We start from the raw sequence: 14,719 nt of genomic DNA, 5'->3' as shown, positions 1-14,719 counted from the left end.
CAATGAAAAACCCTTGACAGCCCCTAATTACGTAGGGGCTTTCTTGTATCTGTCGCATTTTCCCTTAATAGGTCGCCACTGGACGGCGTAAAGCTCCAAGTTGGTAGCACTTACTCCAAGCCCCCGTTTTCATTGGTCCAAACCCTTGTGTGAAGATTCTTTTTCAAGGGATTGTGGCACTTGGCGAGCTTTGACAGTCCTCAGTATTACTAAGCAAATTGCTATCGCTCTCTCTCTTTTACGATAAAAGCGCAAGAACTGACAGATTTCAACAAGGATCTGCTGGTTAGTTTCAGTTTTTTGAAATCCTGTCAATCCTTTTTCACCATATATCCAAATAGGAAATATTCCTATTTTCTCATTAGTCCCAATCAATCCTATAAATTCAAAAGTCAAGAAAATTACTAAGGATTTTGTATATATCCAGTTGTCCGAGATCAACCGTATGCTTTAGGGCAGGGTCTACGGCATACGCTCCGTGCATACGCCAGAACTCACAGAATCGTGTGCATTAGGGTTGAATTTATTAATGCATACAGATAAACTGATCGCATCTAGAGTCATAAGCATACAGAGACCCTGACATGACCAACATTGCATACATCCGAGTTTCGACAGTTGATCAGAACACTGATCGTCAACTTGACGGCATGACCTTCGATAAGGTGTTCACTGACAAACTGTCTGGCTCTGACACAAATCGCCCTCAACTGCTCGCCATGATCGATTGGGCACGCGCAGGAGATGTTGTTCATGTGCATTCGATTGACCGTCTAGCACGCTCTATGGCTGACCTCCTCAAGATCGTTGCCGACTTCAACGCAAAGGGCGTACATGTCCACTTCCATAAAGAATCTATGGTGTTCACTGGTGACGACTCACCCATGCAGAAACTCATGTTGAACATGATGGGCAGCTTTGCCCAATTTGAAAGAGAGGTGATGAAGGAGCGCCAGCGGGAAGGTATCGCGAAGGCCAAGGAGAAAGGAGTTTACAAAGGTCGAGTGAAGACCGTGGATGATGCTGCGATCCTGGCCCTGCTGAGTGCTGGTAAGTCTGTCCGTGTTGTCGCCGCTGAACTCGGCGTCAACCCCTCCACAGTTCAACGTGCAAAAAATGCCTCAAAAGGTTGAGAAAGCTCCCACAGGTAGGTGTGTAGGTGATACCGAGATTAAAGAGTAGTTCATCTACAGGCCACGTCCTGTAAGGGCTTCAGCCTACACCTGAGTGCAAGTTAACCGTGTTCTACCCTCAAGGCGAGCAGCCTATGAGCATCCACCCTTCAAGAGTCCTTGCCCGCCACGGTGCGGCACTCTCTGTGCCTGAGCACAGGGCGCTATCCCTTCTAAGGTGCTCCAACAATCAACACTCCACAGTTGACTGGTCCACCCTTGAACAGACATGAGGACACAATCATCTGATTGGCTGAGCTGAGCCTCATGCCCACTTTCGTCCGGGTCAGCGACCCTGTGTCAAGTAACTCCTTGGGTTATTTTAAAATTACTAGCGAGAACTATTCTCACCCTCGCCAGCTGTTAAGAGGGTGTCTCTTTAACTCCAGCTTCAGGCGAGCCACATTATTTTTCCCTGAGCTGAATCAGAGAACACCCTCAAGTGCATGACTCTCGCGGCGCGGGGGTGGGAATTCGTCAGAAAATCGACCCTGAGTGCATATTCACTGTAGGAGCCCGGCAAGCGGGGCGTGTAGAATCAATGCCCCCCCCCCCCCCGCAAGGAGCAAATTCATGACAAGTAAGCCACGCCAAGCAACTTTTCGAGTGAACCGAACCGATATTTCACCAGATACCGACATGATGCTTCAGCGGGACCTTGCACGCTTCCAGTTCTACTACTCCATCGCCGGTTTGATCCTTGGCCTTCTATGTATGATCGGCGGGATCACTTTGTTCGTCCTTGGTGTAACAGGCGCTTCTGACTGGTATACCAACATCTGGGGGGCGGAGTCTCGAATCAGTCAAGCTGCACCCGGCGCCATCCTTTTCATTATTGGCTTATTCGTCGTGATTTTCACGCGATACAAATTCAAGCATGTCCCGTCGAATAGGTAATGGTGGTGAACTCAAAGTGAGATTCTTGATGAAAAGTGCTGGAGGTTGCTTCCTACCTTTCAGCGGGCGGGAAGCGACTGTCGTCCGTTAACCGTATGGTGGGTGTTTACCTACCCTTATTTCAGAGGTTGACCTGTCCATTTTGAAACCCCATCAGGCACTTCCTGAGCATATTCAGATTTAGGACTGTGCCTGCTTGTACGATCTTGCTCACCGAGTTTCATTGCCACTTCAGCAAGTACAGAAAGCTTGTCATGGATCGATGTGAGCAAAAACCAGAATCCAGCACTGAAGCACCCAATACCAAACCCAGCAATCGCCCCCAAAATTTCATGTCCGGACGCACTGCCCAAGCCAAAGCCCACTAATGTCGAGATTACCAGCATCAGCCATACAAAAAAGCTAACTACAGAGATTACGATACCCTTCATTCTTGTTGCTCCATGTTGTTTTGCGTCAATTTGCCACCCCCGAGGGGGCGGTGCAAGTAGCGTTGCTATACGCGATTGATTTCGCCCGTCTCAAGATTAAACCTAAACTCGTCTCGCTTAAGCTCGCCAGACTCGTAACGAGCCTCTTTCTTCAGAAATTCTGCGTACTCATCTTGCTGCACCTTAGAATCAAGATTAGGCAGGTGATGGAGCACTTCATCGTTAGCAGTCACTTTATAAGTACCAGTGACACGGTCCGCACCAATGTATCTATAAGTTTGACTTTGAAGCGTGCTGAATACGCTGGCTTCGCACACAACGATTGTACGATCATCCACAACCATCTCGTAGCCTACGCCTTGCAAAAGCGCATTCAGCTTCACGATATCATCATCAAGTAGGTCATTCTCCACGTCTATCATGTCGTCAAGCGTTGCTGGGGCTGGCACTGCCTGGAGCATTACACGCTCTTTCTCCAACCGGTCAATCTGGTCTGTGACACGATCAAGAACATCCGTGATTTCCTTCACCATCCCATAGCGCACCAAACCTTCAGCCGCATGTGATGACTGCTTACGCAACTCGATTAGCTCTCCGTCAATTTCAATCTGACGCTTTTCACTTGCTGTCAAATTCTGGCTTTGTGATGCCCTTACTAATGCGGCATGTGCCGTCTGTGACCTGATGAAGTCAAACACGGCGTAGGGGATGGATCGTTTATTCGTGCAACCACCTGCGCCAGAACCAAACCTGTGGCGGCTCACACAGAGCATCGTCAATGCTCCTTTTTGTCCGCCAACACAGTAGTTTTTACCGCACCGAGCACACTTAACCAAACCTGATAGCAAATATTTGGATGAGGCAGCTTTGGGTTTAACACCATCAGTCAGTCGCTTCTGTACACGAAACCAAAGCTCTTTACTCACCACGGCGGGCCATACGTCTTCAATGTCGTTCCAGCGTCCAACGGCCACAGGGTTTCTCAGCCAGCGGCGGAAGGTCGAAGGACTGATCGTTTCGAAGTCTGGATGTTGTCCTTTGAGCCTTCCAAGAATTCGACGCTCACCAATACCCGCCGCGTAGTCTTCAAAAACCTGAGTGACGAATGGGGCGATATCGTCACGCAACTTTCCGTCACGAATCCAAAGTGGCATACGTCTGGTAGCACCTTCCCCAGCAGCGGCTTTAGCTCGCTTGGTCTGATAGGCAGCTCTAAGGCGACGGCTTAGGGAGTCAGAATACTGGTGTGCCTGCTGTACCTTGGCGACGAGCAGGAACAAGTGATTACTGTTCACTGATGCTCTGTCATATGTGATTCCGTCGTCCAGTGTCACAAGGTCAACACCAGCGTTCACAATGCGGGAGAGTAGAGGGAGCATTTCCATTGGCTCCATACGTCCTGCACGGTCTATCTGTTCAATCAGGATGGCAGAGCCTTTAGGGATAGCGCCGTTTTCTATCGCTGCTAAAAGACGACCGAAAGCATTGTCGAGGTGCGCACCACTAAAGCCTGATTTGCCCAGGTCTTGGTAGCTAGTCTCCCCGCTTAACTTGTATTCAGGGTTTGCCAGTAGCCAATTTGCAACCATGTCCGTCTGACGCTTGAGGCTATCGCCATGGCGTTGCTTAAGACTGGAAAACCGAACGTAAGAAAAAGCCAATTTCTGCACTGACACCGCCCCCTGATAGATTTTCAAATCATAACACTGTGCCTATCATAGCCATGATCGGCATGCTGGAGCTGGCGCTCAAGCGTGCCGATCAGGGCGAGCTGGATCGCTCCGCCATCGAGGTGGCTTACAGCTCGGCCAACGACCTGCTGGACCTGATCGGCGATATTCTCGATATCGCGCGGATCGAGTCCGGAAGGCTGGCGCTGAACCCGGAACGGGCGAACCTGCGGCAACTGGTCGAGTCGGTGCTCAGGGTATTTGACGGCCTGGCGCGCCAGAAAGACCTCGACCTGGTGTTGGAGCTGGACAGCCGGATCAACACCGACGTACTGATCGACCCGCTGCGCTTCAAGCAGATACTCTCCAATCTGGTCAGCAATGCCATCAAGTTCACCCCGATGGGACGCGTCAAGATCGCCCTGCAGGCGGTCGACAATCCGGATCCGCAATTACTGCACCTGCACATCACCGTGCAGGACAGCGGCATAGGCATCAGCGTCGAAGACCAGAAGCGTCTGTTCGAGCCTTTCGCCCAGGCCGACAACACCGGACAGATGGCCCGCACCGGCGCCGGGCTGGGGCTGGTGATCTGTCGCAGCCTGTGCATGATGATGGGCGGCAACCTCTCGCTCGACAGTGAACCGGGCAACGGCACCCGGATCAGCATGAACCTGCTGCTGACCACACTCGAACCAATGACCAGGCAGCCTGTCGCGACAAAACCACCGGCGGCGGCCCATCAGGTGCTCAGAATCCTGATCGTCGACGACCACCCTGCCAATCGTTTGCTGCTGTGCCAGCAACTCGGCTTTCTCGGCCATCACTGCGAGATGGCTGAAAACGGCGCGCAGGGGCTTGAGCGATGGAAGGCCGATGCGTTCGATCTGGTGGTCGCCGACTGCAACATGCCGATCATGAACGGCTATGACATGACCTTGGCACTGCGCACTCATGAAAGCGTGACGGAGCAGCCACGCTGCCCCGTGTGGGGTTTCACGGCCAATGCCCAGCCTGACGAGATCGAGCGCTGTCGCGCAGCAGGCATGGACGACTGCCTGTTCAAACCCATCAGCCTGTCGATGCTCAGCGAGCGGTTGACGGCGATCTCTCCACTGGCACGTGCGCATCCTCCGTTCAGCCTCGACAGCATCAGCAGCCTGACCGGCAACCGCCCGGAAATGGTCGAGCGCCTGATCACGCAATTGCAACACAGCAACCATGAAGATCGGCTGGTGCTCGCCAGGCTGATGCCTGACAACGACCGTATCGAAACACGTGAGCTGGCCCACAGAATCAAGGGCGCTGCGCGCATTATCAGTGCGGCCAGCGTGGTACGGGCCTGTGACGCGCTTGAACTGGCCTGCGAACCGGACGTGCCGGATGAGCATTTCCACACCTGCAAGCAGGTTGTCGAACTGGCGATGATCGAACTTGAGGACGCGCTGATGCTGCAACAGGCGAAGACCTGACTGCAAAGCGCTGGAGAAGACGTAAAAAACGTTGAAACGGCGGGCTTTAACGGGGGGGGGGAGGAACAGCCAGGGAAGCAGGCGTTGGCCTGCTTCCCTGTTACATCAGGCGGCCGGATTGATTTCTTTTTCCGGGTACCAGACGTCGATCAGCGGGCTGACAGTAACTTCTGTCAGTTCGCTGCGGCCTTTGAGCCAGGCTTCAACAGCAGCACGCTGCTCTTCGCTGACCGAGCCGCGCTTGCTCAGGCAAACCAGACCGAAGTCGTCGCCGCCCACATAACCAAGACCGTTGGCTTCCATTGCTTCTTTCAGGAAAGCATCAAGGAACGCATCGATTGCCTTGTCATCCAGCTCTTGCTTGAAGTCCAGGTTCAGTTCAAAACCCAATTCCTGGAACTCGTCCACACATAGTTTTTTGCGCAGACGGCGGGAGCGGTTAGTGGCCATGGGACAATCCTCATCAATAAATATCGGGCGGCACTTTACCAGCTTGGCGACTTAAAAGCCCGACAATTGCGGTGTACAACGCACACAGACCATTTTCGGGGCCATGCAAGCGGGCTCGATAAAAAATAGCGTTAACTGGGGTGCCCCACGTCACAAGCCTGCCCCGCTTGGGGCATAATGCGGCTCGTTTCATGCGTGGCATTCGGTGTTACAAAAAAATCGCCGCGCATTCACTACTATAGTTGCCGATATCGACGAAAAAGTTACCGAGGGAATTCATCCATGCCCTCTTTTTTATCCCCCTCTTTGCAGTAGGGTTTTATTCAATGATCAAATCGCTCCGTCCATTGTTGCTCGCCTCGATGCTTCTGCCACTGGCTCTGCCCTCCTACGCCGCCGTCATCAACACCACGCTGCCCCCAAAGGTTCAGCAGGCCCTGAAAGCCAGCAAGCTTGGCGATGATGCGCTCTCGCTGGTCATGTTGCCGCTCAATGGTCCCGGCACACCCACCGTGTTCAACGCCGATGTGTCGGTGAACCCGGCGTCGACCATGAAGCTCATCACCACCTACGCCGCGCTGGAAATGCTCGGCCCGACCCATCAGTGGAAAACCGAATTCTTCACCGACGGCACCCTGAGCAACGGCGTGCTGCGCGGCAACCTTTACCTCAAGGGGGGCGGCGACCCCAAGCTGAACATGGAAAAGCTCTGGCTGCTGATGCGTGACCTGCGCGCCAATGGCGTGCAGCAGGTGACCGGCGACCTGGTGCTGGACCGCAGCCATTTCGTGCAGCCGCAATTGCCTGAGTTCAATGACGACGGCAACGATGAAAACAAGCCGTTTCTGGTCAAACCCGACGCATTGATGGTCAACCTCAAGGCGTTGCGCTTTGTGACGCGCAACGATGACGGCAGAATCCTCGTGTCTGTGGAGCCGCCAATTGCCACCATTCGTGTCGATAACCAGGTCAAGGCCATTGCCTCGAAACAATGCACGGGCGATGTGCGTTACAACCCGGTGACTCAGGCTGACGGCAGCGTCATTGTGACCGTGACTGGCCAGTTGGGCAACGGCTGCAACTCCCAGACCTACCTGTCGCTGCTCGACCACCCGACCTACGCCGCAGGCGCGGTGCGGGCCATCTGGCAGGAACTGGGCGGCACCATTCTGGGCAAGGATCGCGTCGGCGTCGTGCCGACCAACACCAAGCTGCTGGCCAAGGCGTTCTCCCCGGACCTGGTCGAAGTCATTCGCGATATCAACAAATTCAGTAACAACACCATGGCCCAGCAGCTGTTCCTGAGCCTGGGCGAAGAATTCCGCAACGAAGCCGATGGTGACGACGGCAAGGCCGCGCAGCGGGTGATTCGCCAGTGGCTGGCGAAAAAAGGCATTACCGCGCCGCATCTGGTCATGGAGAACGGCTCGGGTCTTTCGCGTGCGGAGCGGGTCAGTGCCCGCGAGATGGCGATTATCCTGCAGGCCGCCTGGCGCAGCCCGTATGCCGCCGAATTCATGAGTTCGATGCCGCTGGCAGGGCTTGACGGCACCATGCGCAAACGCCTCAAGCGTACGCCGCTACTGGGCGAGGCCCACATCAAGACCGGCACCCTGAACACCGTTCGCGCGATTGCCGGTTTCAGCCGCGACAGCAATGGCAACACCTGGGCAGTCGTGGCGATCCTCAACGATCCGCGTCCGTTCGGGGCGTCTTCGATTCTGGATGAGGTGCTGATCGACCTGTATCGCCAGCCCAAGCTGGCCAACACCACGGTCTCGATCCAGCAGTAGCAGCCGCGGCAACCCGTTCACATATCGGGTTGCCGGCAGTTGCTCAGAGCTGCTCGGGCTCGACCCGATCCCGACCAGCCTGCTTGGCGGCGTACACGCCCGAATCGGCGCGCAGCAGCATCGTGTCGATCCCCTCGCCTGCGCGCCAGCTGGCAATCCCGAAGCTGGCCGTCACCACCTGATCAACGCCTTCGATCACCTGATTGCGCAGCCCTTCGCGCAAGCTCAAGGCCAATTGATAAGCCTGCCCGCCTCGGGTGCCTGGGCACACCACCATGAACTCTTCGCCACCCAGACGACAGAACACATCGTCGCTGCGCAGGCGCTGACTGATCTTTTCCGAAATAGCCTTGAGCACCTGATCGCCTGCGGCATGCCCGAAGCGATCATTGATGCGTTTGAAGTGGTCGATGTCGAGCATGATGATCGACAGGTTGCCCCCGTGCCGATCGATTCTTTTCAGTTCGGCCTGCATGCGGTCCTGGAAATAGCGCCGGTTATAGGCGCCGGTCAGCACGTCAGTCACCGACAGCGCTCGCAGTTCCTCTTCGACGCGCTTGAGGTCAGTGATATCGGACACAAAACCGTGCCACAGCACACTGCCGTCCGCCAGTTGCTCCGGCGTGGAAGCCGCGCTCAGCCAACGCGCGCCCTTGCGTGGCAGGTCGACACGGTACTCTTCGCTCCAGGGCGTCAGGTGCCTGGCGCTGGCAAGAATCGAGCTTCTGACCCGTATCAGATCCGCCGGCTGAATACGCCGCAGCACCGCCTCGGAGTCGCCCAGCAACTGCGCTTCTTGCACCTCGAAGAGTTCGCACATGCCCGCGCTGGCGTACCTGAAACGCGCACTGCCGTCCACAGCCAGGTGGTACTGATAAATACCGCCGGGCACCTGCGAACCCAGCTTCTTCAACAACTGCCCCTTCGCGGCAAGGGCTTCGTTGACACGCTTGTGCTCGGTGACGTCGATGCACACGGCCAGATACCCGGTCCACAGCCCTTGGTCATCGCGCACGGCAGTGACCAGCATGTCCACCACCAGCGTGCTGCGGTCGCTGCGTTGCAGCGTCCACTCCTGCGACGGGTGAGTGCCGTCCTGTACGGCAAAGTTGCGAGGCGCTGATCGGCCGACCACGGTCTTTGCTCAGGGCGCTCGCGCGTGCCTCGAGTTCGGCGGACTGATAGAGGTCCATGAGCCGCAGCTTGCCCACCACATCTTCTTCGGTGTACCCGAGCATTTTCTGGGCGCCGACATTGAAGGTGTTGATCAGCCCGTCCAGATCAGTCGCGATGATTGCCACTTCGGTCGCGGCATCGAGCACATTGCGCAGTTGCCCATGTGCGGCCCGCAACTGCTGCTCGCGCTGGCGCAGCTCACGGGTGCGTTGCGCCACACGCTGCAAGGCGCGCTGGCGCTGGCTGATCAGGCTGTACAACAAGGCACTGAGCATCAGGCTCAATAACCCGCCAAGCCACAGGACCCGGCCCGGCATGATGGTCTGATTGCTGAGGCTGAAAATTTCCGTAGGGCGAACCTCAACCAGATAATCCCTGTCGCCCAGGCTCAGCAGGCTGCTGGCATACAGTTGATTGTGCAGGCCGGCAATCGGCGACTGGTAAACCTGCTCGGGTTTTGCTGGCGAACTGAGGTCAAGCATGGTCACTGCGAGGTTGTCCTGCTCGGCGGTACCGACACTCATCAGTTGCGCCAGGCTGATCACCGCAGAGACATACCCTCTGAGCTCAGATGGCCGTTCAGAGGAGAACACCGGCGCGACCAGCAGGATCCCGTAGATGTCGGAAGGGTCCAGGGCCAGCAGGCTGATGCGCGGCGTCGCGACAATGCGCTTGAGCAGCCGCGCACGTTCCAGCGCGCAATGGCGGATCGGCTCGGAGAACACATCGAAACCTGACGGTGCCGGGATTTTGCTGAGGGTCTGGATGAACCGCACCGGAAAATACTCATTCCGGACACCGGCCACTTTTAGTGCACCGTTCTCATCCAGCTCGCGGATGGCGTACCCGGCGGCGCCTTCCTTACGCGCCTGCTCTTCAAACGCAGAACGCTCGGCCAGGGTCACTTTGGGGTTCCAGGCATACGCCTGGGTGCCGAGCAGCAACGGAGCGACAAAGCCGTTGAATTCCGACTGTTCGACCTGATGGGAAAAGACAAAGAAGCGGCCCAGTGTATCGAGCCGGGTGACCTGACGGTCCAGACGCTCCTGAAGACGGCTGAAGCGCTCCGCAGCCAACATGTCGAAGCGCTGACGCAGCTGCCGCTGATACAGCTCGTTGTCAGCGAGTGCCAACATGACGGTGAGCGCCGCTCCGACCAGAAATACCAAAACCGCTACTGGCCACGCAGAGAGCTGGCCATTGATGAAGCTCAGCACTCTGAGCCTGAAACGTCTTGCTACCATAAACAGAAACTCATGACGCCAAGCTGCTGAAGCGTCAGGCTGGCCATGAGTTCTGTTATAGCTACTCGCCAGTAATTTGCCTAGGGGACGATGAACAAACCTGTACAAATAGGCTACACATCAGTTCATCGCCCTGCGCTCCTTGCTCAGGCGCGCGCCGTGATTTTCCAGGCGCGGTGAATCTTGCCGTTGCGGGCGAAATCCGGGTCGATAGTCTGCGCGGTAATGTCCTCGACCGCATAGCGCTGGCCAAGGTTCTCATCGAGCACAAACTTGCGGAAGTTATTGGAAAAATACAGCACGCCACCCGGCGCCAGACGCGCCATCGCCAGGTCGATCAGCTCGACCTGATCGCGCTGCACGTCAAAAATGCCTTCCATACGCTTGGAGTTGGAGAACGTCGGCGGGTCGATGAAGATCAGGTCGTACTCGTCGCGGTTGGCCTGTAGCCAAGCCATCACATCGCCCTGCTCCAGACGGTTCTTGTCGGAGAAACCATTGAGCGACAGGTTACGCCGTGCCCAGTCAAGGTACGTACGCGACAGGTCAACGCTGGTGGTGCTGCGCGCGCCGCCCTTGGCTGCATGCACACTGGCGGTCGCGGTGTAGGCGTACAGGTTGAGGAAGCGCTTGCCCGCGGCCTCGCGCTGAATGCGCATACGCATTGGCCGATGGTCGAGAAACAGGCCGGTGTCCAGGTAATCGGTCAGATTGACCAGCAGCTTGACGCCGCCTTCACTGACTTCCAGAAACTGCCCCTGCGCGCTCTGACGCTCGTACTGTTTGGTGCCGCTCTGACGCTCGCGACGCTTGATCACCACACGGCTCTTGTCGATGTTCAAGGCCTGAGGAATGGCGGCCAGTGCATCGAACAAGCGGGCCGAGGCCTTTTCCGGGTCGATGGACTTGGGCGCGGCGTATTCCTGAACGTGAACCCAGTCATGGTACAGGTCGATCGCCAGCGAATACTCGGGCATGTCGGCATCGTAGACGCGGTAGCAATCGATGCCTTCACGGCGTACCCATTTGCCCAGCAGCTTGAGGTTCTTTTGCAGGCGATTGGCAAACATCTGCCCGCCTTCGCTAAGACGCGCCTGCTCGACCACCACCGGCTCTGGCTTGATCGGGTTGCCGTTCTTGTTGAGCTTGCGCTCAACCACTTCGACTTCGACCGGGTTTTCGCGCTCGACCTGACGCTGTTCAGGCGTGCGACGCTCGCCCGTCACGAACTGGTCAGGCGTGACCTTGATCAGCAGCAGCTTGCACGGCAAGGCGCCGTTCCAGAACGAATATTGTTTGTGGCTGCGAATGCCCATGCGCTTGCCCAGATCAGGCGCACCCGTAAACACTGCGGCTTCCCAGTTCAGGCAGGCCTGACGCAGGCGCTCGCCGAGGTTCTGGTAGAGATACAGCAGGCTGGCTTCATCACCCAGACGCTCGCCATAAGGAGGGTTGCAGATTACCAGGCCTTTCTGGTTCTGGTCCGGGCGCGGCTCGAAGGTCGCCACTTCGCCCTGATAGACCTTGATCCAGTCGCTCAGCCCGGCACGCTCGATGTTGTTGCGGCCTGGCTGGATCAGACGCGGATCAGCCTCGTAACCACGAATCCACGACGGCGTTTTGGCCAGCCCCGCTTCGGCACGCGCCAGTGCTTCATCGTGCAGCTTGCGCCACAGCGTCGGAACGTGACCGAGCCAGGCCGAAAATCCCCAGCGCTCGCGTTTGATGTTCGGAGCGATGTCGGCGGCAATCATGCCAGCCTCGACCAGGAACGTACCCACACCGCACATCGGGTCGGCCAGTGCCCCACCTTCGGCAGCGATGCGCGGCCAGCCGGCTCTGATCAGAATGGCGGCGGCAAGGTTTTCCTTGAGCGGTGCAGCACCCTGCTGCAGGCGATAGCCGCGCTGGTGCAGGCTGTGCCCGGAAAGGTCCAGCGACAGAATCGCTTCACCACGATCCAGGCGCAGGTGAACGCGCAGGTCCGGGTTGATCTTGTCCACCGACGGGCGCTCGCCTTCGGGCGTGCGCAGTTTGTCGACGATCGCGTCCTTGACCTTCAATGCACCAAAGTGGGTGTTGTCGATGCCCGAGCCGTGACCGCTGAACTCCACCGCAATGGTGCCTTCCGGTTCGAGATGGTCATGCCACTCGACATCGAGCACGCCGTGGTACAGGTCTTCGGCGTCCTTCATCGGGAAACGCTTGAGTACCAGCAGCACGCGGTTGGCCAGACGCGACCAGAGACACAGCCGGTAAGCGGTCTCCATGTCGGCCGAGCCGCGAATGGCCGAGGTGTGCTCGCGGGTTTCTTGCAGACCCAGCGCCGTGGCTTCTTCGGCAAGCAGACCTTCGAGGCCTTTGGGGCAAGTAAGGAAAAGTTCGTAGCGATCCGACATGTGTCTTCCAGGGCCTGAGCCGTCAGCGGCGGGCAACGCATTGCCCGGCCAGATTTGAACAGGCGTCTTTCGTGGAGAACGCCTGGGTGGCACATGATGTGTGCCGGTCCGCCGCATGATCCTGTCATGTCATTGCGGCAGTTATGGCGCGTATTAGAACAGATATCCGCCCGGACCATGTCGCCAATAAGCGGGCGATGGGTCGGCGATCAATGCGTGTCGAAAGCCATGAACGAAAAGTTGTGACTGAAAAGTCACATTTCATCGGCGCGCAGAGTGACCCTTCGTCGCCTTAACAGCCAAGGCATAGAGCCAGTATCTGAGCCTGATAAGCAATCTCAATCAACGCTCAAACCCCTATGTCAAAAGGGTTACGTCAGAAATCAGTCCTGAAACACTCGATTGCTTATTGCTCGACAGACCTGAATGTGACGTGCTTATGACAAAACGATCATTCACATCACCCTGCGCTTTGGTTAGAAATCAACTCAGGTCATTTCCGCAATGGTTATGGCATCAAGGCCCGCCACGCCGGCAGCGGGCCCCAACGGCAGAAGACTCTGCCCGACCCCACCACGGGGTCTCAGGGATATTACAGTCAACAGACGAGGGCATTACCCTATGAGAAGACTTAAGCGTGATCCGTTGGAAAGAGCTTTTTTACGCGGATATCAATACGGCGTTCATGGTAAATCCCGTGAGCTTTGCCCTTTTACTCTACCGTCAGTACGCCAGGCATGGATCAATGGCTGGCGCGAAGGACGCGGCGACAACTGGGACGGTATGACCGGCACTGCGGGCATCCACAGACTCAACGAACTTCACGCGGTCGGATGAGGCGATTCAAAGACTGAAAGACTGTCAGGCCTCGACGGGCCACTCACATGATTGACTGATTCACACCTGTACCATGCACGCCCGACCCGGGCGGCGGGCCAAAGCCCAGGGGCTCTCTCGAAGAGCCCCTTTTTTTGCCTGCGATTCAGCTCGCTGTGCGTGGCATCGCCGCGATGGCATCCACCGACTGGCGAATCAGCGCCGGGCCTTTATAGATGAAGCCCGAGTAGATCTGCACCAGGCTGGCGCCTGCGGCTATCTTCTCGGCTGCATGCCGGCCTTCGGTGATACCGCCAGCGGCAATGATAGGCATTCGGCCTGCCAGTTCGCCGGCCAGTACCTTGACGATGTGCGTGCTTTTCTCGCGAACCGGCGCGCCCGACAAACCACCCGCTTCGTCACCGTGCGGCAAGCCTTCGACACCCTGGCGGCTCAGTGTGGTGTTGGTGGCGATCACTGCGTCCATGCCCGACTCGATCAGGGCGGCGGCGACCAGCACGGTTTCTTCATCGGTCATGTCCGGGGCAATCTTGATCGCCAGCGGCACGCGCTTGCCGTGCCGCTGCGTAAGTTCCTGCTGGCGCAGGCTCAGAGCTTCAAGCAGTTGCTTGAGCGAATCGCCGAACTGCAGACTGCGCAGCCCCGGCGTATTCGGCGAGCTGACGTTGACGGTGACGTAGCTGGCGTGGGCATAGGCCTTGTCCAGACAGATCAGGTAATCGTCCACCGCGCGCTCGACCGGCGTGTCGAAGTTCTTGCCGATATTGATGCCCAGAATGCCGCGATACTTTGCCGCTTCGACCCTCGACACCAGGTTGTCTACACCCAGGTTGTTGAAGCCCATGCGGTTGATAATGGCTTCTGCGTTGGGCAGGCGGAAAATACGCGGCTTGGGGTTACCCGGCTGCGGACGGGGTGTCACAGTGCCGATCTCGACAAAGCCGAAACCCAGTTGCGCAAACCCGTCGATGGCGGCGCCGTTCTTGTCCAGGCCGGCGGCCAACCCTACCGGGTTAGGAAACTCAAGGCCCATGACGCTGACCGGCAACTTCGCCGCAGACTTGCCAAGCAAGCCGTTGAGGCCCAGCCGTCCACCGGCACCGATCAGGTCCAGCGAAAGGTCGTGCGAGGTTTCCGGGGAAAGTTTGAACAGTAACTGGCGGGCCAGGTTATACATG

At 57.0% G+C, this 14,719-nt stretch carries 10 protein-coding genes and 2 pseudogenes; 5 read left to right on the top strand and 7 right to left on the bottom strand.

The features are described from left to right. Positions 1 to 129: 129 nt before the first annotated feature. Positions 130 to 396, bottom strand: coding sequence for a hypothetical protein (locus PSPTO_RS12025; RefSeq protein ID WP_149032144.1), 267 nt, complete (start codon positions 394 to 396; stop codon positions 130 to 132). A gap of 188 nt (positions 397 to 584) precedes the next feature. Between PSPTO_RS12025 and PSPTO_RS12020 the strand changes: the two genes are divergently transcribed. Together PSPTO_RS12020 and PSPTO_RS12015 are read left to right on the top strand one after the other, a co-directional pair. Then, positions 585 to 1,133: a recombinase family protein gene (locus PSPTO_RS12020; RefSeq protein ID WP_053486452.1), complete on the top strand. Its 549-nt coding sequence runs from the start codon at positions 585 to 587 to the stop codon at positions 1,131 to 1,133. A gap of 612 nt (positions 1,134 to 1,745) precedes the next feature. Continuing rightward, positions 1,746 to 2,069, top strand: coding sequence for a hypothetical protein (locus tag PSPTO_RS12015; RefSeq protein ID WP_057443251.1), 324 nt, complete (start codon positions 1,746 to 1,748; stop codon positions 2,067 to 2,069). A gap of 116 nt (positions 2,070 to 2,185) precedes the next feature. Here PSPTO_RS12015 and PSPTO_RS12010 read toward each other — a convergent pair whose 3' ends face one another. Both PSPTO_RS12010 and PSPTO_RS12005 read right to left on the bottom strand, forming a co-directional pair. Beyond that, positions 2,186 to 2,500: a hypothetical protein gene (locus PSPTO_RS12010; protein WP_011103948.1), complete on the bottom strand. Its 315-nt coding sequence runs from the start codon at positions 2,498 to 2,500 to the stop codon at positions 2,186 to 2,188. A gap of 65 nt (positions 2,501 to 2,565) precedes the next feature. After that, positions 2,566 to 4,197 carry a recombinase family protein gene (locus PSPTO_RS12005; protein ID WP_226992692.1) on the bottom strand — a complete coding sequence of 544 codons (1,632 nt, stop codon included), beginning with the start codon at positions 4,195 to 4,197 and terminating at the stop codon, positions 2,566 to 2,568. 14 nt (positions 4,198 to 4,211) lie between these two features. On the opposite strand from PSPTO_RS12005, the pseudogene PSPTO_RS12000 reads away from it, so the two are divergent. Beyond that, positions 4,212 to 5,642 (top strand): annotated as a pseudogene (locus tag PSPTO_RS12000) (ATP-binding protein); the annotation flags it as partial. Positions 5,643 to 5,747: 105 nt separating this feature from the next. On the opposite strand, the gene PSPTO_RS11995 reads toward PSPTO_RS12000, so the two are convergent. Further along, entirely contained in the window at positions 5,748 to 6,092 is a 345-nt protein-coding gene (locus PSPTO_RS11995) for a YggL family protein (protein WP_003346101.1), read from the bottom strand. Between the two features lie 326 nt (positions 6,093 to 6,418). Here PSPTO_RS11995 and dacB point away from each other — a divergent pair, with 326 nt between their 5' ends. After that, complete coding sequence (gene dacB, locus PSPTO_RS11990; protein ID WP_005765687.1) at positions 6,419 to 7,885, top strand: D-alanyl-D-alanine carboxypeptidase/D-alanyl-D-alanine endopeptidase; 1,467 nt, start codon at positions 6,419 to 6,421, stop codon at positions 7,883 to 7,885. Positions 7,886 to 7,928: 43 nt separating this feature from the next. Here dacB and PSPTO_RS11985 read toward each other — a convergent pair. Together PSPTO_RS11985 and rlmKL are read right to left on the bottom strand one after the other, a co-directional pair. Continuing rightward, a pseudogene (locus PSPTO_RS11985) lies at positions 7,929 to 10,305 on the bottom strand (diguanylate cyclase). A 146-nt stretch (positions 10,306 to 10,451) separates the two neighbouring features. Next, the gene (gene rlmKL / locus PSPTO_RS11980; protein WP_017709633.1) at positions 10,452 to 12,704 is read right to left on the bottom strand and encodes a bifunctional 23S rRNA (guanine(2069)-N(7))-methyltransferase RlmK/23S rRNA (guanine(2445)-N(2))-methyltransferase RlmL; all 2,253 of its coding nucleotides are present in this window, start codon (positions 12,702 to 12,704) and stop codon (positions 10,452 to 10,454) included. A gap of 621 nt (positions 12,705 to 13,325) precedes the next feature. On the opposite strand from rlmKL, the gene PSPTO_RS11975 reads away from it, so the two are divergent. Further along, positions 13,326 to 13,541 carry a ribosome modulation factor gene (locus PSPTO_RS11975; protein WP_002553055.1) on the top strand — a complete coding sequence of 72 codons (216 nt, stop codon included), beginning with the start codon at positions 13,326 to 13,328 and terminating at the stop codon, positions 13,539 to 13,541. A gap of 145 nt (positions 13,542 to 13,686) precedes the next feature. On the opposite strand, the gene PSPTO_RS11970 is transcribed toward PSPTO_RS11975, so the two are convergent. Continuing rightward, positions 13,687 to 14,718, bottom strand: coding sequence for a quinone-dependent dihydroorotate dehydrogenase (locus tag PSPTO_RS11970; RefSeq protein ID WP_011103942.1), 1,032 nt, complete (start codon positions 14,716 to 14,718; stop codon positions 13,687 to 13,689). Between the last annotated feature and the right edge of the window lies 1 nt (position 14,719).

Origin of the sequence: Pseudomonas syringae pv. tomato str. DC3000 (assembly GCF_000007805.1) — a bacterium.
Lineage (GTDB): Bacteria > Pseudomonadota > Gammaproteobacteria > Pseudomonadales > Pseudomonadaceae > Aquipseudomonas > Aquipseudomonas avellanae.
The sequence above is the reverse complement of the archived record's forward strand: the minus strand, read 5'-3'. Positions and strand labels throughout refer to the sequence as shown.